The organism is Alkalinema pantanalense CENA528 (genome assembly GCF_050753345.1).
Taxonomy (GTDB): Bacteria; Cyanobacteriota; Cyanobacteriia; order Leptolyngbyales; family Leptolyngbyaceae; genus Alkalinema; species Alkalinema pantanalense.
Genome location: NZ_JBLZFX010000029.1, coordinates 42,248 through 64,513 on the forward strand (window position 1 = coordinate 42,248; position 22,266 = coordinate 64,513).

The 22,266-nt window shown below is 49.0% G+C and carries 22 protein-coding genes; 12 read left to right on the top strand and 10 right to left on the bottom strand.

The window, feature by feature from the left end:
* The first annotated feature begins 106 nt into the window (after positions 1 to 106).
* A complete protein-coding gene (locus tag ACN4EG_RS11745) occupies positions 107 to 319 on the top strand; it encodes a hypothetical protein (RefSeq protein ID WP_190574683.1) in 213 nt (70 codons plus the stop codon).
* A 379-nt stretch (positions 320 to 698) separates the two neighbouring features.
* Positions 699 to 2,099, top strand: a complete 1,401-nt coding sequence (locus ACN4EG_RS11750) for a hypothetical protein (RefSeq protein WP_431629649.1) — start codon at positions 699 to 701, stop codon at positions 2,097 to 2,099.
* Between the two features lie 98 nt (positions 2,100 to 2,197).
* Here the strand turns inward: ACN4EG_RS11750 and ACN4EG_RS11755 are convergent, their stop codons facing one another.
* Positions 2,198 to 2,359 (bottom strand): hypothetical protein, encoded by a 162-nt coding sequence (locus ACN4EG_RS11755; protein ID WP_431629650.1) that lies wholly within the window; start codon positions 2,357 to 2,359, stop codon positions 2,198 to 2,200.
* A 687-nt stretch (positions 2,360 to 3,046) separates the two neighbouring features.
* On the opposite strand from ACN4EG_RS11755, the gene ACN4EG_RS11760 reads away from it, so the two are divergent.
* The 4 genes from ACN4EG_RS11760 to ACN4EG_RS11775 all read left to right on the top strand — a co-directional run bounded on the left by ACN4EG_RS11760 (position 3,047) and on the right by ACN4EG_RS11775 (position 4,685).
* Positions 3,047 to 3,301, top strand: coding sequence for a hypothetical protein (locus tag ACN4EG_RS11760; RefSeq protein ID WP_431629652.1), 255 nt, complete (start codon positions 3,047 to 3,049; stop codon positions 3,299 to 3,301).
* Complete coding sequence (locus tag ACN4EG_RS11765; RefSeq protein ID WP_431629653.1) at positions 3,298 to 3,645, top strand: type II toxin-antitoxin system RelE/ParE family toxin; 348 nt, start codon at positions 3,298 to 3,300, stop codon at positions 3,643 to 3,645. Before ACN4EG_RS11760 ends, ACN4EG_RS11765 begins: the two co-directional genes overlap by 4 nt.
* Positions 3,646 to 4,045: 400 nt before the next feature.
* Positions 4,046 to 4,354: a nucleotidyltransferase family protein gene (locus ACN4EG_RS11770; protein ID WP_431629654.1), complete on the top strand. Its 309-nt coding sequence runs from the start codon at positions 4,046 to 4,048 to the stop codon at positions 4,352 to 4,354.
* Positions 4,341 to 4,685: a HepT-like ribonuclease domain-containing protein gene (locus ACN4EG_RS11775; protein WP_431629655.1), complete on the top strand. Its 345-nt coding sequence runs from the start codon at positions 4,341 to 4,343 to the stop codon at positions 4,683 to 4,685. Before ACN4EG_RS11770 ends, ACN4EG_RS11775 begins: the two co-directional genes overlap by 14 nt.
* A gap of 17 nt (positions 4,686 to 4,702) precedes the next feature.
* Here ACN4EG_RS11775 and ACN4EG_RS11780 read toward each other — a convergent pair whose 3' ends face one another.
* Together ACN4EG_RS11780 and ACN4EG_RS11785 are read right to left on the bottom strand one after the other, a co-directional pair.
* Positions 4,703 to 5,269 carry a Uma2 family endonuclease gene (locus tag ACN4EG_RS11780; RefSeq protein ID WP_431629656.1) on the bottom strand — a complete coding sequence of 189 codons (567 nt, stop codon included), beginning with the start codon at positions 5,267 to 5,269 and terminating at the stop codon, positions 4,703 to 4,705.
* 104 nt (positions 5,270 to 5,373) lie between these two features.
* Positions 5,374 to 6,687, bottom strand: coding sequence for a homoserine dehydrogenase (locus tag ACN4EG_RS11785; protein WP_431629657.1), 1,314 nt, complete (start codon positions 6,685 to 6,687; stop codon positions 5,374 to 5,376).
* A gap of 117 nt (positions 6,688 to 6,804) precedes the next feature.
* On the opposite strand from ACN4EG_RS11785, the gene ACN4EG_RS11790 reads away from it, so the two are divergent.
* On the top strand, positions 6,805 to 7,869 hold the full coding sequence (locus ACN4EG_RS11790; protein ID WP_431629658.1) for a ChaN family lipoprotein: 1,065 nt from the start codon (positions 6,805 to 6,807) through the stop codon (positions 7,867 to 7,869).
* A gap of 53 nt (positions 7,870 to 7,922) precedes the next feature.
* Here the strand turns inward: ACN4EG_RS11790 and pgsA are convergent, their stop codons facing one another.
* The 3 genes from pgsA to ACN4EG_RS11805 form a co-directional block, all read right to left on the bottom strand.
* The gene (gene pgsA / locus ACN4EG_RS11795) at positions 7,923 to 8,462 is read right to left on the bottom strand and encodes a CDP-diacylglycerol--glycerol-3-phosphate 3-phosphatidyltransferase (RefSeq protein ID WP_431629659.1); all 540 of its coding nucleotides are present in this window, start codon (positions 8,460 to 8,462) and stop codon (positions 7,923 to 7,925) included.
* Between the two features lie 158 nt (positions 8,463 to 8,620).
* On the bottom strand, positions 8,621 to 9,289 hold the full coding sequence (locus ACN4EG_RS11800; RefSeq protein ID WP_431629661.1) for a sugar transferase: 669 nt from the start codon (positions 9,287 to 9,289) through the stop codon (positions 8,621 to 8,623).
* 669 nt (positions 9,290 to 9,958) lie between these two features.
* Entirely contained in the window at positions 9,959 to 11,275 is a 1,317-nt protein-coding gene (locus ACN4EG_RS11805; RefSeq protein ID WP_431629662.1) for a hypothetical protein, read from the bottom strand.
* Between the two features lie 1,022 nt (positions 11,276 to 12,297).
* Between ACN4EG_RS11805 and ACN4EG_RS11810 the strand changes: the two genes are divergently transcribed.
* The gene (locus tag ACN4EG_RS11810; protein WP_431629664.1) at positions 12,298 to 12,996 is read left to right on the top strand and encodes a Crp/Fnr family transcriptional regulator; all 699 of its coding nucleotides are present in this window, start codon (positions 12,298 to 12,300) and stop codon (positions 12,994 to 12,996) included.
* A 39-nt stretch (positions 12,997 to 13,035) separates the two neighbouring features.
* Here the strand turns inward: ACN4EG_RS11810 and ACN4EG_RS11815 are convergent, their stop codons facing one another.
* A complete protein-coding gene (locus ACN4EG_RS11815) occupies positions 13,036 to 14,688 on the bottom strand; it encodes a Ppx/GppA phosphatase family protein (RefSeq protein WP_431629665.1) in 1,653 nt (550 codons plus the stop codon).
* A gap of 351 nt (positions 14,689 to 15,039) precedes the next feature.
* Here ACN4EG_RS11815 and ACN4EG_RS11820 point away from each other — a divergent pair, with 351 nt between their 5' ends.
* The gene (locus ACN4EG_RS11820) at positions 15,040 to 15,969 is read left to right on the top strand and encodes a 4-hydroxybenzoate solanesyltransferase (protein ID WP_431629667.1); all 930 of its coding nucleotides are present in this window, start codon (positions 15,040 to 15,042) and stop codon (positions 15,967 to 15,969) included.
* A 74-nt stretch (positions 15,970 to 16,043) separates the two neighbouring features.
* On the opposite strand, the gene ACN4EG_RS11825 is transcribed toward ACN4EG_RS11820, so the two are convergent.
* Entirely contained in the window at positions 16,044 to 17,345 is a 1,302-nt protein-coding gene (locus ACN4EG_RS11825; protein ID WP_431629668.1) for a Glu/Leu/Phe/Val family dehydrogenase, read from the bottom strand.
* A gap of 127 nt (positions 17,346 to 17,472) precedes the next feature.
* The gene (locus ACN4EG_RS11830) at positions 17,473 to 17,607 is read right to left on the bottom strand and encodes a hypothetical protein (RefSeq protein WP_431629670.1); all 135 of its coding nucleotides are present in this window, start codon (positions 17,605 to 17,607) and stop codon (positions 17,473 to 17,475) included.
* 452 nt (positions 17,608 to 18,059) lie between these two features.
* Here ACN4EG_RS11830 and ACN4EG_RS11835 point away from each other — a divergent pair, with 452 nt between their 5' ends.
* Positions 18,060 to 18,662, top strand: coding sequence for a DUF4126 domain-containing protein (locus ACN4EG_RS11835; RefSeq protein ID WP_431629671.1), 603 nt, complete (start codon positions 18,060 to 18,062; stop codon positions 18,660 to 18,662).
* A 63-nt stretch (positions 18,663 to 18,725) separates the two neighbouring features.
* Here the strand turns inward: ACN4EG_RS11835 and hemH are convergent, their stop codons facing one another.
* Positions 18,726 to 19,889: a ferrochelatase gene (gene hemH / locus ACN4EG_RS11840; RefSeq protein WP_431629673.1), complete on the bottom strand. Its 1,164-nt coding sequence runs from the start codon at positions 19,887 to 19,889 to the stop codon at positions 18,726 to 18,728.
* A gap of 262 nt (positions 19,890 to 20,151) precedes the next feature.
* On the opposite strand from hemH, the gene ACN4EG_RS11845 reads away from it, so the two are divergent.
* Together ACN4EG_RS11845 and ACN4EG_RS11850 are read left to right on the top strand one after the other, a co-directional pair.
* On the top strand, positions 20,152 to 21,330 hold the full coding sequence (locus ACN4EG_RS11845) for a site-specific integrase (RefSeq protein ID WP_431629675.1): 1,179 nt from the start codon (positions 20,152 to 20,154) through the stop codon (positions 21,328 to 21,330).
* 109 nt (positions 21,331 to 21,439) lie between these two features.
* Positions 21,440 to 22,060, top strand: a complete 621-nt coding sequence (locus ACN4EG_RS11850; protein WP_431629677.1) for a class I SAM-dependent methyltransferase — start codon at positions 21,440 to 21,442, stop codon at positions 22,058 to 22,060.
* Positions 22,061 to 22,266 lie beyond the last annotated feature (206 nt).

Below are 22,266 nucleotides of genomic sequence, written 5' to 3' on the forward strand. Positions count from 1 at the left end.
ATTTTTGGGCTTTTTTCCGCCCTCATCCCCAGCTCTTCTTCCAGATTCGGAGGGAGTAAGTTTGCATTCGGGATAGGATTCACTACAAACAGGAGAAGCTCACAATATGGCGAAAGGTTCTAGCGATCGGAGCGATCGCTCGATCGAACAGTTGCATCCATACTATCGGTTACAGCTTTTTGGCACGAAGGAAACGGTTGAGTCAATCATTAACCGATTACATTCGATCGGATTTGTGGATAGGGTTTACTGGGGAAAACCCATGCCTGTGCCTGGGGTAGAAGGCGAATGGGTTAGCGTGTTGCAACGCCGTTGGTAAAAGCTGAGGCGTAAGTGTCCCGCAGGTCTGCTTATCTTGGAGTCTGTGGGCACCTTTACTACGGCGCTCGGGGGGTTAGTAAAAGCAGCGATCGAGGTACTTGAGGAGCGATCGTACATTTTCTCCCTCATTTGTGTGATGCAAAGTTCGATCGGCTTTTCAGATTGTTTCGTAGGCAGTCGTTTTTCGGTAAAAATCTAGAAACTTTATCATTGGCCTAGTGTGATCGATCGTCGCACCTGACTGGCAATGCTACACTATTTCCAGCAAAATCAACTCACAGCAGGTGATCTTTGCGTTAGGCTGCATATTAAAGCTGAATTAAGTCAGGCTGCTAAAGTCTAATCACTATGTTTTGCCGAGTAAGTCAGGAGCAAGCATGAGTCGCAAAAGTATCGCAACAAATATTGTTCGTAAACTTTGGGCGCAGTGTGGTGGCTTCTGTCAAAACCCAAATTGTAACAAGTATCTCTTCGCTGAGGTCGAGGATGATGTAGTTAGCCTTGCGAATGTAGCTCACATAATCGGTCATGGTAAGAATGGCCCGCGAAGTGAACATGAATTAGCTGACTATATTGACAAAGATGGAATGACTAATCTAGTGATGCTTTGCCTGGAGTGTCACAAAGTTGTTGACGAGCTAGAGAATAAATTTTCTGTCGAGCAAATGCAGGAATGGAAGTCATCTCACGAAATGAAGATAAATTCACTCTTTGATTATCCTCAGATTCGTAATGAAAGAGAAATACTTGAGCAAGTCAACGACTTGTTGATTGAGAATAAAGTGATCTTTGAAGAATATGGGCCTTTCTCAAGTCAGGCATTGAATGGAACTTCTGGCGACGCATCTACCATCTGGCGGCGACGCTGCCTAGACACGATTCTTCCAAACAACCAGAGGATAGTTGGGTTAATTGAGACTAACAAGAATAATTTCCCTTATCCATGGCAATTGTATAGAGAAATGCTGAATTATAAAATTCATTCAGATTCTTTTCGAGACAACTGCCTGTTGGAAAAGAAGGTTAATGACTATAAGCTATTTCCCAAAGAGTTTGATAACTTTATCAAGCAGAGCCTCAGTTTACCTGTAGAAAGTTCAGAGAACAGACCCGAAGAAGAAATTGAATTTAGAACGGCGACAGTTACAACATATATCGAGAAATTTTTGGCAACCCACTCATTTATCAAACGGATGGAGAAACTCAATATAGCCATGTTTGATGTTGATCTTAAAGATAATCGCAGCCTTCGGGTATTTGCGACAAATACTTATTTCTTTACCGAATATACATTCGAACAGATTATGGCGATCGATCCAGGGGTTGATGTAATTATCTGTTCTAGCCCCTATGGGACTTATACACAGGAAACCAAAGCTCTGTGCATTGATCATAAAATCGGTTTATTCACGCTTAAGACATTCATGGGTGCAATCCGTAAAAATGGTGACGAATTTCTGAACTATCTTTTACAAGAAGAGAGGACTAGTCGTCTTAGCCACTTAAAGCTTCTGTTGGATAAAGCCTCAGTTCCTGTAGATTTTCGAGTGTATGTATTTGGTTCGTATTTAAGACGGGAAATTTACAAAGATATTGATCTCATTCTGATCTATCCAGTGGGTGCCACTGAGAAATTAATTTCTTCAACAGTAGAAAGCATAAATAAAGTATTCAAAGAAAAGTTATCACAGCTTGACATACTTGATATGACAGTATGTTCGGAGGCAGAATATAAAGCTATGAATTTTGAAAATGACAACCGCACTAAGATTAGATAATCAGTAATATCACAAAATAGCCCAACAAGCACAATGCATCGGAACTTTGAAGTATAATAATTGATGGCTAGACTTTCTGAGTCCGGTGATTGCGAACGTTATGCTGACTGCCCAGAGAGAAAACCCCCCTTCCATTCTCTGTCTTTCCAGCATTTCAGCTTACGTTTCAGAATTGTGGTAATTACGATCGCTTCATCGATCGAATTATCAATGTTATTCGAGACTCGGCGCAGACTCATCGATCGAGGTTTTTGCGACATTGATCCGTTCGTTTTCCCAGCATTTAATCGATCGAGGTTCTAGCAAAAGTAACTGGCTCATTTACCCAGGAACCCGTCCACGGAAGCAGAGAGGGTGGTCATTGAGAGCGATCGTGCGATCCCTCTTCGATCGCATCTATTCCCCAAGACAATGAAAGCGAAGCGATTCCTTCAGAGTTCTACTCTTCGCCAACCGCACCCATCGGAGAACCCCAAGATGTAAATTCACCCTGAACTAGACAGCGACTCTGTAAATAAGCTCGCATACATTCAGCAACAAACTCAGAAAGATATTAACGAATCGATTAGAATCGCGATCGATTACTACTATCAAAAACTACACCCCCCCAAAAGACACCACTAGAAGCCCTAACCCAATCTGGTTTCATCGGCTGCGGCTACGCTGAATCTGATCTCTCAGTAAACTATAAAGCGGTTCTCCAAGAACAGCTTCAGCAAAAATATGATCATCGTTGTCACCGGATTTTGGCTTGCCTTAGCCAACGATCGCGATCAATATTACCAGCAAGCTAAAGAGGTGCTGGAGAAACTGCGAAAAGAGTAAGCACGTCATTGGAATTAGGGGCTATGCTTCCTTACCTTGCCATCTCAAGAACTAACGATTCAGGCCCTCCCCTTGCTTTTGCTAAAATACGGTTAAAGGTTCTAGCCCTAGGAGGTCGATCGATGGCAATAGTGGTTACTCTGAGCCCAGAGTTAGAAGGATTGCTGATTGACAAAGCTGCTCAGCGAGGTCAAGATGTTAACCTTGTTGCATCTGAATTGTTAGCTAGTATTTTAAAGTGGGAAGAGCAGGATTCAGAAGAAGCTATCCAGGGTATTCAGCAAGGATTAGACGATTTTGAGTCAGGACGATTCCGGTCTTTTCAAGAGTTTGCTGAAGAACAACGCAAAAAGCACAACCTGTCAGCCGATTCATGAAGTACCGCATCGAAATTTCAAGCATTGCAGAAGCAGAAGCAGACGGTGCATTTCTACGGTTATCCCAAGTTACTTCTCTTGAAAAGGCTCGTCAGTGGTACTCCGGGCTGCTACAAGCTATTTCATCCTTGTCTCAAATGCCTAAACGCTGCTCCTTGGCCCGAGAGAATGAGTATTTTAGCCAAGAGGTTCGTCAGTTACTTTATGGACGAGGACGTAACTCATACCGCATCCTTTTTATCATTTTGGAGGAACCCGACCCATCAACGGTTCGCATTCTTCATATCCGTCATGTATCACAGCAAACGATCGGGGAAGACCCTGAAGAACCTGGCGTAACTTAACCTCCCTCCTCGTGTATTGCAGACACCTCACCACCGATCAACTTCAACCAGTCGCTGTTTTCATTGCCTTTCTAAAATTTCGAGATAAACACCGCCATATCATTATCACTAGCAAAAAGTAATGGTAAGGTCGCTCTCCTCCCATCATCCGATCGCCCTATTCCACCTCGACCACACCTATTCCCCAATACAATGAAAGCGAAGCGATCGTATCAAACCCTGCCCGTCCCAGGGTGACGCATCCAGAAGTACGATCGTAAAATTCAAGAAAAAGGAGACTTCTGATGCAAACCCTTCGAGTGCGATCGCGAGCTGGAGCCAACGGCACCAGTAAAAGCAAGCATTTTAATACTCAGATAAAATAGAAACAAAGCAGTTCCTTGTTGACAGTAGAGAAACGATGCAATCTACTCTGCCTATTCAAATTTCTCAAGCTAAAATTGCTGAGTTTTGCCAGGAACATCACATCCGCAAGCTCTCTTTATTTGGCTCCGTCTTACGCGCTGACTTTAGCTCCCATAGCGATATTGATGTCTTAGTCGAATTTGAGCCAGGAAAAACGCCTGGATTTGCCATTATCACTCTCCAGCAAGAACTTTCTCATCTCATGGAGAGTCGAACCGTTGATCTACGAACCCCCCACGAACTGAGCCGCTATATCCGCGATCGCGTACTTGCTGAAGCTTTGGTGCTCTATGTCCAACCTTGACGACGCCACTCGACTTCGCCACATGCGTGATGCTGCTCTGGAAGCGGTGGGTTTCATCCGCGATCGCAGCCGATCAGAGTTGGAAAGCGATCGTATGATGGCATTAGCCCTAGTCAAAGATATCGAAATCATTGGAGAAGCCGCAGGCAGAATTTCAGCCGATCTTAGAACCAGATACCCACATATTCCCTGGGTACAAATGATCGGCATGCGCAACCGCTTAACCCATGCCTATTTTGAGATCGACTTGAACATTGTCTGGGAAGTTGTGACCCATGATTTACCGACTTTGATCATCGAACTAGAAAAAATTATTTCACTTGAAATCTAAATTGAGGAGACTCAGTCTTAGGCGTTTGCCATCTTCAACCAACTGAACACTTGATTGACCGTTAGCGCCAGCGAAAGCGGCGGTAGCACCGATGGGCAATCCTCCCCCCGCAACAAAATAGGCTGCTGTCCCGCTTTAAAATCAAGAATTGATCGATCGGCAGGATCAATCAACCACCCCAACTGACACCCCTGCTCCAAGCAATAAAGAATATTGCCAATCACCCGGTTAGAACTCTGGTCAGGGGACAAAATTTCCACCACCCAATCCGGCACTAGCCGGAAATCATTCGGGACTTCCCCATCCGCATCAAACGGAATTCTCTCCCACCGAAACACCGCCACATCAGGCACTAGCGATCGGGAACCAAAACTACAGCGCAACTCCGGAAAAGCATAGGCAATTTGCCCAGCCTCAGCATAGTCATTAATGCAGTCACAAAGTTTCAGCTGCAAACGACTATGCTTTCCTTTTGGCATGGGCTTTTGGACAATTTCACCGTTTAGGAATTCACTAGCTGGCTTTGTTTCTGGCAATGCCAGAAATTCCTCCAAACTTAAACCTGGTATGGTCGCAGTGGACATAACTCTTCAGGTACACGATCGCTACCCTCAGTTTAGCAAGATATTTTTTGGGGTTTATGGAGCTACAGTTTGATCCGTAGAAACAGATATAACCGCCAGCCCACCTACAACACCCGCAACACACTTGCCACCTTCGCCACTGCTGGCATTTGCTCAATTTCCGCCAACGCCTTACGGAAGTTGCCCTCCTGCACATCGTGGGTCACCACCACAATTTCCGCCAACCCATCGCGAATCCCCGCCTGCACCACCGACTCCAGACTCACCTGATGATCCCCAAAGCAAGTGCCCAACTTGCCAATCACCCCCGGATAATCCTGGGTCAAGAACCGCGCATAGAACCGCGTCACCAGATCATCCATCGGCGCGATCGCGCAGTAGTCATGGTGCGAACAAGCCAGCAACGGATCAAGTAACGGCGTTCCATCAGCCTGCTTCGCGCAATCACGACCCACCTTCAGTAGCGCCGCAATATTGAGAATATCCGACACCACTGCACTTGCCGTCGGGCCAGCTCCCGCCCCGCGACCAAAGAACATCACCTGGCCCACCGGATCGCCTTCCACCAAAATGGCGTTATACACATCATTCACACTCGCCAAGGGATGGGCCTTGGGCACCAGCGTCGGATGCACCCGCACTTGCAGCGCATCTCCGGACTCCGGACGTTTCGCGATCGCCAATAGCTTAATCACAAACCCCAACTTATCCGCATAGGCAATTTCCGCCGCACTCACCTCGCGAATCCCTTCACAGGAAATCGCCTCCCGATCGATGCGTCCCCCAAAGGCTAGGGATGCCAAAATCGCAATTTTATCCGCCGCATCCCAACCATCCACATCCGCCGTCGGATCAGCTTCCGCATAGCCCAACCGTTGCGCATCGGCTAGCACATCCCCAAAATCCGCCCCCTCCTGCACCATGCGGGTCAGGATGTAATTGGTTGTCCCGTTGATAATCCCAGTAACGCTGTTGATTCGGTTGGCACAGAGGGACTGCTTCAACGGCTCGATCACCGGAATGCCTCCCCCCACCGCCGCTTCCAGCAAGACATAAACCCCATGCTTTGCCGCTGCGGTAAAAATTTCTTCCCCAAAGCGAGAAATCGCTGCCTTATTGGCCGTAACGACATGCTTCCCCTGCTCGATCGCCTTCAGCATCAACGATCGGGCTGGTTCCAATCCCCCCATCACTTCGACGACGATATCCACCTCAGGATCGGTCACGATCGACTCGAGATCCGTCGTGAGCTGCTCTGCGGGAATCTCCACTGTCCGAGGCTTATCCAGCGATCGCACCCCGACTTTATGAATTTCCAATTCCCGCAAAAGGGGATGACGTTGGCTTGGGGTATTTAAAATCTCCACAGTGCCAGTGCCAACGGTGCCGAGTCCCAACAAACCAACTTTGAAAGCCACAGCGTTCTTCGCAATCACAACAGCCTTTTCATTGTAGGGGATGTGGTCGGGCGCGTTAACCCAATGCGCTCCGAACAGGTGCGAGAATTTGCCGCCACCACCACTGACTAAACTCCCATGGCACAATTGAAAGCGATGATGAACACTTTCAAAAAGACACCCCGAATGTTTCCGATCTCCCACCCGATCGCTCGCCCGATCGTCCAATTGTGCGGTTGCTGGCTCGGTATTTTAATTGGCTGTACGTTGCCCAGTGCAGGCCACTTGTCCCCAGCCCTTGCACTGGAACCCCAGGGAGATCAGCCGATGCAATCATCGGCTCGGGTTATCGTACCTCCCGTGGGAGTTCCCCCCGGTTTATCCTCGGAACATCCCATGGCTGAGGTGTTACAGCAACTCGCCCAGGCCCAAGTCGTTTACCTCGGCGAAATCCACGACAGCGAAGCCGATCACCAAGCCCAGCGCTTCATTCTGGAACAACTCCACACCCAGCGCCCCCACTTGACGATCGCGATGGAAATGTTCCAACGCCCCTTTCAATCGGTGCTCGATCGCTATCTCAAGGGCGAAATCAGCGAGCAAATCTTGTTAGAGCGCACCCAATATCAAAAACGGTGGGGCTTTCCCTGGCGGTTTTACCAGCCGATCGTGCAATTTGCTAAGCAGCAGCAATTGCCCGTCGTTGCCCTGAATGCCCCTAGCGAAGTGGTGCGCCAGGTGGGACGCAAAGGACTGGATAGCCTCAAGCTGACCGATCGTCGCTTTATTCCTCCTCTATCGGCCATTCGCCTGGAACCAGATTCCTACCGCCAGCGGTTGCAGCAACTTTACAACGACATGCACCAAGGCAAAGGCAATAGCCAACAGTTCGATCGCTTTTTCCAGGCCCAAGTGCTGTGGGATGAAACCATGGCAGAACGCATCAGTCAGCTTGTGCAAGCTAATCCCGATCGTTTAGTCGTCGTTCTCGTTGGGCAGGGCCATGTGACCTACGGTGAAGGCATTCCCCAACGGGTTGCCCGTCGTCTGCGCGATCGATTCCCCAAGTTCACCCAGTTCACCCTGTTGCTCAATCCCAGCCCTGACCTGCAATCTGTCACGACTGAAACCCGACCCATAGCCGACTTTTTCTGGATGCAACCGCTGAACTCGTCCACCGCAGAAGCCCCCACCCTGCCATAACGATCGCCTGCTTACTACCGCCACTGCAATTTTCCCTACAAATCCCCCAGAATTTAGGCGTCAGACGTTTGCGGCAGGAGATAAATCAGACCCGAGATCCAAGTCAGTCCCACGGAAACCCAAAAAATCAGGATCCCCAGGGGCTGATAGGCCGTCGGTAAGGGAGCAATCAGTAACGCGATCGCAATCATCTGCACTACGGTTTTCACCTTGCCCCATAGGTTAGCCCCTGGCACTGAACCTGTTTGCAGCGAAGGATTAACCCGCCAACCTGCGATCGTTAATTCCCGTGCCAAAATCAGAAACACGCCCCAAGCTGGAATCTGCCCCAATTCTACCAACGACATCAACGGTGCAAGCACCAGTAACTTATCCACCAAAGGATCTAAAAACTTACCCAAGTCCGTCACTTGATTCAACCGTCGCGCCAGATATCCGTCTAGCCAATCAGTACCCGACACCAGCACAAAAATACCGACCATCCACCACCGCACTGTATCCGTAGGATTCTGCAATCCATACAGCAAAATAGGGACACCCAATAATCGTGAAATTGTGATCCAAGTCGGTAAGTTTATTTGGGGTAAATTCATTCAAAGTTCTTCATGCTGTCTTCCTCTTCTTACCCTACAACGCAGAGTTGACAACGGAAATCTCTGAAAAAGGTTAACCATGAAAAAAGGAGCCCATTTTGGACTCCTCAAACCATGAACTCAGGGATAACTTTAAAAATGTTGATAGGTTACAAGAATTAGCAAGCACCACTTTTGGTAAATACAATCAAGACAGTTTTCAGGATTAGGCGTAAATCATATTGAATCGACCATTTACGCTGGTATTCAAGATCTAGCCGGACAATATCTTCAAAATCTTTAATAGATGACCGTCCATTGGCTTGCCATTCACCGGTAATGCCTGGCTTCACCAGCAAGCGCTTCCAGTGGTGAGCTTCATACTTCGAGACTTCATCGGTGCTGGGAGGCCGCGTTCCCACTAGGCTCATGTCACCTAGTAGAACGTTCAGGAACTGAGGAAACTCATCTAGGCTGGTCTTGCGAAGAATCTTACCGACACGGGTAACTCGGGGATCATTTTCCATCTTAAAGACATGACCCGATGCTTCATTCCGCTCTTGCAGCTTTTGCTTCAGCGCATCAGCATTGGTCACCATCGATCGGAATTTCCAAATCCGGAAAACGCGGCCATTCAGTCCACAGCGCCACTGGCTGTAAAGAATCGGACCAGGATTATCGATTTGAATCGCGATCGCAATCGGAACAAATAGGATGGCTGTGACCAGCAGACCAAGGACTGCACCCGCAATATCAATTAGTCGTTTCGCTTTGCTATGGATTGACGGATGAGGCCGATCAATCACAGTCGATCTTGTAGACGGAGCTAGAGGAAAAGGAGCACTCATACCTACTTCTCTGGAACGAAGAGGAATTGGGCTTTTAGTCATCAACTTAGGGGCGGAAGCTAGTTTAGAGGGAGTAGTGGTAATCACGGGTAGCAGTCAGGTTTGAATAAACAACTCATGTCTCTCTTGACCACATCTTATGGGGCATAATCAGCTGGAAGCCAGCATTCATGGACACTTTTGCTCAATCTTTGAACTGCTTAGGGGTTTTATGAAGTTCAGGTATAATCTCTCAGAAATATTCCTGACTTTTGGAGACTTGATACCTACAAAGAGTGAAATCTCTTCATCCCCCCCCCAAATCCCACGAAATAGTCAACTAGCTAAGGTTATACCTCTGGTTGAAGTAGCGGGAATCTCTGCGCCAATCAGCGGAATTCTACTAGGGTTGCACTGGACTTACTCCAATCAGGCGTACGTCACTCCCCATAGGTTCAAGCCAAACTGAGCGCTGCTCACTTTCTTGATGAGGGCTTTCAATAACTCAATTTCACCAACTAAAAACTTCACTCACTAGATTGCACCCTCTAGCAAGTATGGCAACTATGCTCAAGTCTGGAGATCCGTATCATCGCTCTTGATTACTTTGTAATCGCTTCTTTCGCCCTTCCTGCTGACTCCCTTCGTTGGAGACTCACATTTAATGAATTATTTGGATTGGGACTTTCATTAAGTTGAACGATCGGATTTGACATCTTGAGGCGTAGAACTTACCGAAGGGGCATCTGCGAAGATTGCATGAATCTCATCTAAGGTTAGGTCATTGGACGGAGGGGGATCCCTGCGATCAGAGCCCTGTTGATCAGACATCAGACTCGCTGGATTGCTCGCTGGATGAGAAGCGACTGGTTGAATAGCCCTAGGCACAGGATTCCCCGCAGGAGTATCAGAGTCCCATTCGGGACTATCAAATAACGTTTCAACGGTAACTTGGCTGGCATTGTCGTCCGGAATCAGGAATTCATCGGCGAACAAATCGTCCATAGTACTGAGAGTCAAATCTTCCACCAAGCTTTCACTCACGGCAGGCTGTCCTACCTGAGATGGGGACTCGGATGCTTTAGAATGCAAAGATTCTCCTTGCTCCTCCCAAATATCGAACAAGTCTGAAAGGTTATGAATGGTATCGGATTGAGAGGCCGCTTGGGAGGCTGCTTGCAAATCCGCTTGGGGGAGAACGGGAGACAAATTCTCCGGATTTGAAACAGATTTCGGCTCTGAAGGGAAGGCGGTTGTTTGCTCTTCAGAAATCTGATTCTGGGAAGACTGGAATGAGACGACTAGCGAACGGGAAGGTGTTTCTGGTTCTGTAGTGGGTTGCACTGTATCCAACGCTGGTTCTGCCTGAGGGGCATGAATGTAAGCAGAAGCTTCACGACCCAGTTGCTGAGCGAGATGATTAACGAGGGAACTAAAGAGAACTTCCCCTTGATGGCCTAAACCATGCATGCGATCGATGCCTTGGGCTAAGGACTCTTGGTAAGTGTCTAGATTTCTTTGCAAGGAAGTTAAAGCCAGATGGAGACTGGTATCCATACTGGTGAGCAGATGATCCGTACGATCGCGGAGAGCTTGTAACCGTTCTACTTCTGCACTGTCTAGCGTCGGCTGTGGTTGGCTCAGGATTTGGACTTTGCGGGCTTCTAAAGTGCGGATTTCCTGAAGCAAGCTATCCCGTTGCTGATTGAGGGTCGCAATTTCGGTTTGCAGGGGTTGGATGAGCTGAAGACGCAACTGCTCTAAATCGGAACTAAGAGCCCCAAGAGAAGCCACTGTAGGCAGTACTGAAGCAGGCGAAGTCATTTCAGCCGGAGCGGAAATCGAGGGCCTCTGTTGCATGACCAAAAAGTTGCGAACTCGCTCTAGCGTACGCTTTTGAAGCCGCAATCGCGTCCAGTACGTCCAAAAGCGGAAACTCCTAGGTTGACGTAATACCCGATCGATTTCAGCAATCAGAGCTTGAACTTGTTCAATTTGGTAGGTCACACAGCCTTCCTCACATAACTCTCAACTTCACCCGTCGATTAACCAATGCAGCCATAGAAACATTTGCAGCTACAGAAACATTGACTGGATCCCGACAATCTGGAATTGGACAGCTAAGGTTCTAACTGATAGGGCATCTCAATTTTCACAGTCTTTTCACAGTCGTTGAGACCAATTATTATTGTGCCCAATCATTGTTGTGCCCAATCGTCATTGTGCCTATTTCCGTTCCCATTTTGGGCCGCCCCATAGAATTTGTGAAACCAAAACTGAGCAGACCAGGTTAGGAAACAGCGTACAAATAAAATTCCAATCAGTAGATGGATGGGGCGGGGGGAAAAATCAGAGATGTTATTCTTAGCAAATCCCTGATTCAGTGAAAACCTCAAGAGAAAATTTTTAGTCAGACTGATTCAGACTCAGACATTGAATTGGCTGATGAACCTATCTTCAAAATCCAAAAATCGAGCCAACTTTGGGAGACACGCCCTAACCATCTTCAGCCGGGATGAAAAGGATACCAAGTTCCCAGGGTATGCTGTGCCTAGAACTATGATTTTGTAGAGGAACAGCAATGTGGGTTGGGCAATGGAGGTTGAGCAAGCTGGATTAAACATTGAAATGCATCCTGAGTAGAAATGCATCCTGAGTAGTTTTCCCTCCAATACCTGCGGCTGTACAAGGACTGAGGGAAGCGTTGGCCAGGGAGCGAAAATTAGCGATCGAACGAGCAACCTTGTTGGAGAGCGTAGCGCAGTCAAACCATCGAGGGAGGTAAAACTGGCTAACGACGTAAAACTTAAAGATACAAAGCAGGATTCAGCGCCTAGAATGAAGCCGTTATGCTGAAGAGCAGGTAACCTATATTGATGTTGACCTATTTACATCAATAGGGTGAATGATAGTATCTACAAATCCAACTGCTCCAAACTGCGTCTAGACGAGGGGAGAAGTTTTGTTCCTGAAACAGCTGCGAAATTTAGGCAATAAAGTTTGAATATTGGACGTTTGGTTAGGGGGTTATGGAAGATTGGTCATCGCGGGAATCTAATGGCGACATGCTGATTCGATCGGCTCCTTTTTTTCAGGGGTTGCCTGAGGATGCTGTGGAGCGGGCTGTTTGCCATATGGTGACCCGCAGTCATCCCCCTAATCAAGTGATTCTGCTGGAAAATGATTGGGGCACTTCGGTCTATTTCATTCTGAGTGGGTGGGTGAAAATTCGTACCTATAACCTCGACGGGAAGGAAGTTACCCTCAATATTTTGGGCAAGGGCGAACTATTTGGCGAAATGGCTCCCCTAGACGAAGTGCCCCGATCGACCGATGTAATCACCCTGGCTCCTACGTTGATTGGCAATATGCCCGCCCAGGATTTTGTGAACTTGCTGAATACCGAACCCCAAGCGGGGATCCGCCTTGCTCAACTAATGGCACGGCGACTGCGGCAGGTCAATCGGCGACTGCGACTGCGCGAGTCAGATAGCACTTCGCGGGTGGCGGATGTGTTGCTCTTTTTGGCTGAGGGGCAAGGGATCAAGGTCGCGGGTGGCATTGAAGTCCCCAACCTTCCCCACCGAGAATTGAGTAGCTTAAGTGGATTGGCGCGGGAAACAGTGACACGGGTTCTGAGCAAGCTAGAGAAAAAAGAGCTCATTCTGCGCGAGCGGGAGGTCATGCGAATTCCAGACACCCATGCCTTGGAACGACTAATGCTGTAAAGGCGAATGCTGTTACCAGCATCAGTTGCCCTACCCACACTAAACGCGAGCGGGTTCCAATTCCAAAATTGGAACTAATTTGAGTCGGTACTCTGTTTCAAAACTAGGTTTCTTGTAGGTTAAGCTCCACAGTTCTAGGGCGCAGTCATCGTTAGGCTGGTCGGGGCTGATAAAGAGGCGCATTTCCTGCCGTTCTGTCAAAATTTGACACCGCACGGATTTGACAGAGCCAATTTGTCGCCGATCGAGGGCAACGGCAAGGCGCAACAGGGGATGCAGTTGCTCGACCACACGGCGATGTTTTTTGCTGGTTAGGTTGCGGTAGGTGTCATGTTTCTTTTTGGGCGAGTTTTTGCGGTGATAGCGGGCGAGATTGGCGATCGTTTCCAATTCCATTTCGTTGTAACCCAGTAGATCGGCATGACGAATCAGGTAATAGGAATGCTTGTGGTGGGCATCATGGCTAACGTGGTGACCGCAGTTATGCAAAATAGCCGCTGCCCAAAGCAATTCCCGTTCTTCGGATCCCCACTGGTGCAATTGCCCTTGGGTTTGGTCAAAAAGAGCTAGGGCAAACTTTGCCACCCGTTCGCTATAGGGTAAGTTGACTTGATACTTTTGCGCCGTTTTGTAGATACTGCGTTGCCGGACAGACCCTTGATAGCGCAGCCGATCTTCAATCAACCCATGGGTAATCATCCAATCGACGACAACCCCTTCCCGCAGAGATCGTTCACAAATGGTGATATTTTCGGATCCAAGCAACGTCATGGCCTCTTGCAGTACCAAGCCACCTGCCAGGATAATTTCCGCCCGTCGTTCAGACATCCCTGGAATCGTAATCCGTTCTGCAAACTTCATCCGGCGCAGACGATTTAGCCAATCCCGTAAATCTGCCAGACTCATTTGGTAGCCATTCAGCGGATTGGGCACGGTACCAAATTTTTCCCGCGCATGGAGCGTGGCTAGGGCTTCGATCGTCCCCGAGGTGCCCACCATTTTAATAGTTTCACCCGGTTTAATTTGGGCTTGAATTTCTTCGATCGGACGTTCCAGCATCCCCCGAATATAGGCTTGCAGGGCGAGGAATTCCGTTGAGTTAATGGGATCCGTTGAGATGAAATCGGCGGTCAAGCGCACAGCTCCCACCTTGGTGCTGCTCAAACTCCGGGGTTCGTGGCCATCGCCTAAGATCAGTTCTGTGGAACCTCCACCAATATCAATAATGACGTGGGGCTGAGCATTGAGCGCCATACCAGAAAGAACGCCTAGGTAAATTCGGCGAGCTTCCTCGGGGCCAGAAATTAAGTTAATCCAAAGCCCTAGTGTTTTTTCAACCGTCTGCAGAAATTCCTGTCCATTGGGAGCTTCCCGCACTGCACTGGTGGCAACGGCAATAATTTCATCTGCGTGGAGGCTCGTGGCGATGTCCTGACACCGTTTCAGCGCTGTGATTGCTCGCTCCATGGCCACCGGCGTGAGATTGCCTGTGAGCTTGTCCCGATCGCCGAGTCGCACAGTCGATTTATCACGGGCCACGATCGTAAAGGCTGGGATGGCAGGTTGCACCTTGACCACCACCATGTGAATCGAGTTAGTGCCTACATCAATGGAGGCCAGAATGTAATCCCGATCGTTGGACAAATCAGAAGGCATAACAGTTGGGGTCAAAGGCTGGGTTGAATTCACCATAGCTACCACAGCGGCAACAGGAAGAAAGGGGGCAGAATGGATGCAAGAAAACTAGAGCGAGAGATCGCAGGCAATCGTTCGCAGACAGGATCGCAAACAATGGCTGCTCACAGGTATCTTACTGGCTTCTCCGATTTTTTTGATCAGATAAAGGATAGCTTTTGAGGCAGGCCCCCCTTGTTTCACAACAAAACGCCCCCTACCATAATTCCAGTTTGGTAACGCCTCACTCCTCAGCCCCTCACTCCTCCAACTAGTGCTTCAGCGATTGCTCAGGCCAGGATTCAGCGACTAGGTGGGTTGATTAGGTGAATTCGTTTCCCTTTGTCTTGTACTTTTGAATGGCTATTTATGGCTATGTTTCACGATCGCCCATCCCAGACTGCCCCTGTAGAACCCACTTGGTGGACGATTGTTCGTTTGCTGCGCTGGGACAAGCCGGAAGGACGACTCATTCTGATGCTGCCTGCGCTCTGGGCCGTGTTCTTAGCGACACGGGGCTATCCTTCTGCTCTACTGGTAGGAATTATCATTTTGGGATCCATGGCTACCAGTGCCGCAGGATGTGTGGTTAATGACCTCTGGGATCGCAACATTGATCCGCAGGTGGAACGCACCAAAAATCGCCCCTTAGCCTCCCGCGCCCTTTCCATTCAGGTGGGCATCGGCGTTATGCTTGTGGGATTTCTCTGCGCCTATGGGTTGGCACTTGTGTTGAATCCGTTAACCTTTTGGATCTGTGTGGCAGCGGTACCCGTGATTGTGCTCTACCCCGCCATGAAACGGGTGTTTCCAGTACCGCAATTGGTGCTGTCGATCGCTTGGGGCTTTGCGGTCTTGATTAGCTGGAGTGCTGTCAGTTGTGGTGTAGTTCCCAGTGCAACGGCTTGCTTAGGACAGGAAACCTGGTTGCTATGGGGCGCAACGGTGTGCTGGACGATGGGCTTTGATACGGTCTACGCAATGTCCGATCGGGAGGATGATCGCAAATTAGGGGTCAATTCCAGTGCTCTCTTTTTTGGCACCTATGCCCCCCAAGCGATCGCAGTCTTTTACGTTGCAACAACGGTCATTCTGGGCAAATTGGGCCAGGTGATGCAACTGGGTTGGCCGTTTTGGGCAAGTTTAGCGATCGCGGCGATCGCTTGGGCTTGGCAATCGGTGAAATTAACCCAACTGCGCATTCCCCATCCGTTCTACGCCGCTGCCTTCAAGCAAAATGTGGGTATTGGCTTTATTTTGTTGGCGGGGATGATTGCGGGGGTCTGGTGGAACGGATAGTCAAGCCCCACCAAGCAAGCCACACCCGTCACCACCTTTGCCTATCAATTCATTCGCCTATTAATTTTCGCCTATCAATTAATGTAGTAATCGCGGGTTCCTTTAGCGTCGATCGCCTCCCCGATCCGTTGCAGCGCGTGGACGTAGGCCGCCGTTCGCATGGAAATTTTCTGGCGTTGGGCGACCTCCCAAATACGCTCTGTTTCCTCAATCATTCTGCGTTGAAGGCTTTGGTTGACTTCGCCTAACGACCAATACATGCCATTGCGGTTCTGCACCCACTCAAAGTAACTCACCGTCACCCCTCCCGCATTGACCAGAATATCGGGAAACACCTGAATCCCTTTAGCTTCCAGGATGGCATCCGCCTGGGACGTAATGGGGCCGTTTGCGACTTCAAAAATGAATTTCGCCCGGATTAGATCGGCATTGTTCACTGTAATTTGTTTCTCCAATGCAGCGGGAATCAAAACATCTACATCAAGGGTCAGGAGTTCCTCATTACTAATCACATCATGGGCAGTGAAGTTACACACGCTCCCATCACAATATACCGCTTGCAACTTACGTGTTGATTCCTTCAATTGCCGTAGCGTTGGGATATCTAATCCCGTTTTGGCATACAGTCCCCCTTGGGAATCGCTAATAGCAACGACTTGATACCCGGCCTGGTAGAGAAATTCTGCTAGAGCAGCGCCTGCATTGCCAAAGCCTTGAATCGCCACTGTTGTATTTTTGGGGCTCCGATCGAGCTTAGGAAGCAGGGTTTGAATCACAAAGAATGCGCCTAAGGCCGTGGCATCTTCCCGACCTAAGCTGCCTCCAAGGGCGATCGGTTTTCCAGTAACGACCCCAGGGCTATAGTGACGTTTAATGGTGCTATATTCGTCCATCATCCAACCCATGACCATTGCGTTGGTGTAGACATCAGGGGCCAGAATGTCTGTGTCCACACCAATAAAGTCCGCGATCGCACTAATGTAGCCTCGGCTCAACCGTTCCAATTCCATCTTAGACAGCACTTTGGGATTGACGGTAATCCCCCCCTTGGCCCCCCCGAAGGGAAGATTTAATGCAGCACACTTAAAGGTCATCCAAAAAGCCAGGGTTTGCACTTCGTCCAAGTTGACATTCGGGTGATAACGTACTCCCCCCTTTCCTGGCCCCCGAGTATCGTCATAGCGCACCCGATGGCCTTGAAACACCTGTAGCGAACCGTCATCCATGCGCACCGGAATGGAAACGCTGAGGCTGGCTTTGGGGTATTGGAGCGACTGAATGGCATCTTCTGAGATAGTTGCGTACTTGAGGGCTAGATTTAAACGTTGGCTGGCATCGGACAGCAAAGAAGTGGGAGGGGTTACCATTTGATTCATACCAGGTTCCTCTGAGGGGAAAGACTATCAAAGCCATGGCGCGATCGGGATTTGATGGGGGGCCCAGAGCCACGGTAAACAGTTGAAAGAGCACCAAGTTAGCAGGCTGATGGTGCTTGTGCGCAATCTAGAGAAGCAAGCGAGCGAGGGATTCAGATGTCACAAGGGGTACAGCCACCAGTACGGGAATCAGGAATAATCTCAATATTCCACATTTGCTAGTGTCAATGTAGGTCACGATCGCCCCAGCGTTGTCAACCATGCCACTCTAGGGAATAATTTATGCCGACTGGATGCCAGCAAGCGTTTTTCATTCATTGATTGAAGGGGGTTTTGGATCAATCATAGAAAGACAGCGATCGACTTGTCACACTGAAATAACAAATCTTGAGTCTATGAAATAATTTTCACCTTTCTAGAAAAAATGCCACACTTAACAGGGATAGAGCAAAATGCGTGAATCCCCTGCATTGTTTAGGACTGCGAGTTAGGACTGCTATAGATTCTATTCAACCTTGATATATCCGATTGAACCGTCCTCCTAAATTTCTATGGTCGCCACTAAGATAACCGCTGAAATTGTTGAAATTGTTGAGCTATTGAAGTTGAGCTATTGAATCAGATCCTACTCCTACCCTTGAGGGTTGGGCCGCAACTCAACTAACGCAAGACTATTGCTGATTCAACTATTTTTGATTCTTTATCCGATTTCCCATGATTGAAGTTATCCTAGCCGTTCTTTCCGTTTCCGCAGCGGCAGGGCTTCGGATAGCACTCCCTCTATTAATGATTGGGCTATTGTCCGGCCCCCAACTCTGGCAACAAGTGCCTCTGCTCTCAGCAATGTCCCCTGCTGTGGTTCTAGGCATCTTGGTCAGCTGGTCATGCTTTGAGTTATTTGCATCTAAGGATCGAGTGGGTATTCGGCTAGTTCAAATTCTCCAGTTATTCTGTAGCCCGATCGTGGGTAGCATCATGGGTGTGGCGATCGCTCGGGCGATGGATGCACCTGCCGATTTAGTGGCCCTGTTGGGAGTAGTCAGTGGCTTACTCGCTTTGGTTCTACAACTGGTGCAAGTGGGTTGGTTCTATCGCTTGCGGAATGGCATTCCTGTTTGGATTTTGTTGATCCAGGATTTCCTTTGTATTGCGCTGGTTTTGTTCGCCTTAGATGCTCCGAAGCAGGGCGGATTGATTGCCATGCTGCTGCTCTGGTTTGCCATTCGGAGTTCCAAGGCATGGCGGGATTGGTATCGTGCCCAGGCCAAGCCTCGCAATCGATTCCAGCCTCGCTACGGAAAGCAAGACCCCGATTAGGATCTCTCAATTAGGCTAAGAGATCCTAACTAGGCAACAGCCTTTACTAGGCAACAGTCTTGGCTACAGCAGGCCCACGGCGTGTAATGGTCCACGACCAATCAGTAATTCCGCCAACAGCGCTAAAATTCCCAGCATCGCCAGACGACCATTCCACACTTCGGCGGAAGTGGTCAGCCCCCATTCCCAACGCTCCTGGGGATAGAGCTTGGTATCTTCCGAGGGCTGCACGGTTTCCGCGAACAAGATGGGCCGATCGTGCAAGGCTTTTTGCACCAGATCAGCTAAAGCTTGAATAAACGTAGGATCCGTATCCAGAGCCGGAACGCGGGAGAAAACTTCAATTCCAGCTTCTTCAGCCACTTCGCGGTATTCCTGGTCAATTTCTTCCAGGGTTTCAATGTGCTCGGACACAAAGCTGATGGGCACCACCACCAACTCTTTCACCCCTTTCTCTGCCAATTCTTGGATTGCTTCATCGGTGTAGGGTTTGAGCCATTCCACCGGGCCAACTCGACTTTGGTAAGCCAGGGTGTAGTCATTCGATCGGCCTAGGGTTTTCATAATCAACCCGGCGCAGGCTTCGATTTCCTTTTGGTAGGGATCCCCTGCTTCTTCCACATAGCTGACGGGAACCCCGTGAGCGCTGAAAAATACATGGCCCTGGCCAGGATCCGGCAGGCTATCAATTCGCTGAGCAATCAGCTTGGCCATCGATTGTAAATAACCTGGATGGTCATACCAAGAGGGAATCACGGTATAGGGAATCTTTTGTAGATCCGGATCAATATTCCACATGCGCTCCAGCACCCGGAAGCTAGAGCCACTGGTACTGATGGAGAATTGGGGATAGAGGGGCAGAATCACCAGACGCTCGGGTTTATCCCGTTTAATGCGAGCGATCGCCTCTTCGGTAAAGGGATGCCAATAGCGCATACCGATGTAGACGGTGACTTCTTGGCCCGACTGGTTGAGCAAGGTTTCCAAGTCTTTGGCCTGAGCTTCGGTAATGCGCCGCAGGGGAGACCCACCGCCAATCTTTTTATAATTTTCTTGAGATTTCTTTGCACGCAAGGTGGAGATTAGCCATGCCAAGGGGCTTTGGAGCCAGGGAACGGGCAGGCGAATAATCTCTGGATCAGAAAATAGATTATAGAGAAAAGGCCGCACATCTTCTAGGCGATCTGGCCCTCCCAAATTCAGCAATAAAACGCCGATTCGCCCCATAGCAATGTCTCGCCCCTTAGTTTAAGTCTCAGGTTTGTAAATGATTTTAACATTCTCCATTCGTCGAGGCTTGGGTTTTACAGGTGCTCTGATAAAAAGCAGATCCGAATCAAACCTTGCGCCGTTGAACGATCGAGGTTGAACGATTGATAATGACCGTGTGACATTAACTTTGCTTATCATGCCATCGATACAAATATCAAACTTAGTTGACATTTCTTTGCATTAGCGACTAATTTACGATCGTAATCTTTAGGAAATAATGGCCGAATTTGACGCTCTAGATAGCAAAATCACCCAATTGAATCTACGCCTCAAGATGGCACGCTTAGGGGTGCAAATCGAACGGCGGGGCACCAAGTTAAATCTACGGGGAACCTTTCCGCCCCGCCCCGGCTGTGGACGACTCCGCCCCTACCAACAGCGGTTGAGCTTGGGGCTACCTGCGACACCAGCGGGTCTGAAGCAAATTGAGCAGGAAGCCAAAATTATTGCGGCTCAGTTAATCCAGAAGAGTTTCGATTGGCGGGATTATTTGACGATCGAAGCGGGCAAACGGCTCAGTCAATTGGATCTGGCTGAGCAGATCCAAGCCTTTGAACGGCAATTTTTCACTGCGAACGATCGACTTAGCAAGCCCGCTGCGACTAAAACGACCTGGAATTCGGCCTATGCGCCCTATCTGCGCAAGTTGGAAGCCATGGCCCAGGAGCACCCCCAATTCACGTTGCCGGAGTTAATTTACAAAACGGTTCATAGCACGGCGCTCCAGTCTCGCAGTCGGCAGGTCTGCTGCACAGCATTATCAGCCTTTGCGGAATTCCTGAATCTGGAATTGCCCACGGAGCTAAAAACCTTAGCTGGCAACTATAACAACAGTCGCACCCAAGCCCGGAATTTACCTAGTGATGAGGCGATCGTGCAAGCTTGGGCCGCCATTCCCAATCCCGCATGGCAGTTTGTCTACGGCGTGATGGCAACCTTTGGGCTACGGAACCATGAGGTCTTTTTCTGCGATTACAGCCTCCTCCAGCAGGGGGAAAACAGCATTCAGGTGCTGGACACGACAAAAACTGGAAGCCATGAGGTCTGGGCCTTCTATCCGGAATGGATTGAGGAATTTAACCTGCGATCGCTTCACCTACCGGACATCACGACAGATCTGACGCAAACCACCCTACAACGGGTCGGGCAACGGGTAACCGCCCAGTTTCGGCGTTATGGGGTGCCCTTTTCGCCCTACGATCTGCGCCATGCCTGGGCCGTGCGGACGATTCACTTTGGCTTGCCGGATACCGTCGCCGCGAAGATGATGGGCCATTCCGTTGCTGTCCATACCCGCACCTATCACCAATGGATCACCCGCCGCGATCAACAGGCCGCCGTTGAAGCCGCGATCGCCAAGAACCAACGCTCTGCTCCCAGCTTATCCAAGTTGTAAGCAACCCAGATCCTGTAGCCACTCAATAAATTCATTCAATAAATGAATATAAAACAAACGGAAATGCAAAGGAAAGGAGACAATAATATAAGCATTTAGATCAATCGTTATGGCAACAATTTTACGGGATTGGAGTTATCGCTATCAGTGGCTCTACGATGGCATTTCTCGGATTGCAGCGTTAACCGTTGGGGGGGAAGCCCGCTTTCGCCAGTTGGCGTTGGAGGGGATTGAGATTACGCCGGAATCAACGGTACTGGATTTGTGCTGTGGTTGCGGCCAAACGACACAGTTTTTAGTGCGGCGATCGCGCCATGTGACGGGGTTGGATGCCTCGCCGTTTTCGATTCAACGGGCGCAACGCAATGTGCCGGAAGCAACCTATGTGGAAGCCTTTGCGGAGGAAATGCCCTTTGCGGACGCCACCTTTGACATTGTGCACACCAGCGCTGCCATGCATGAAATGACACCGAAGAATTTGCAGCGGATCTTTCAAGAAGCCTATCGCATACTGAAGCCGGGGGGCTATTTTCTAATTGCAGATTTCCATCGCCCCCAAGCTTGGATGATGCCGGGTATTGCGCTATTTTTTGGTTTATTTGAAACGGAAACCGCTTGGCAATTGTTAGATCTGGATTTAGTGCAAATGCTTCAAAAAGTTGGGTTTACTCACTGCGATCGCAGACTATATGCAGGCGATAGTTTACAAGTCCTGCAGGCTCATAAGTAATCCCAGTAACATCAAACTAAATATTCACAAGATAATACTTAGGATGATACTTGAAAGCATTCTGCTTAAAATTTAGCTAGTTAGCCAATTATCAATAGTCCGGACAATTTTAGCGAGGCAGGAGTGGACAGAGAAGCTATCCATCGGATAGGGTGCAAATTAATCCAAAACGCACCGGATGGATAGCCATATGGAAAATATTGTAC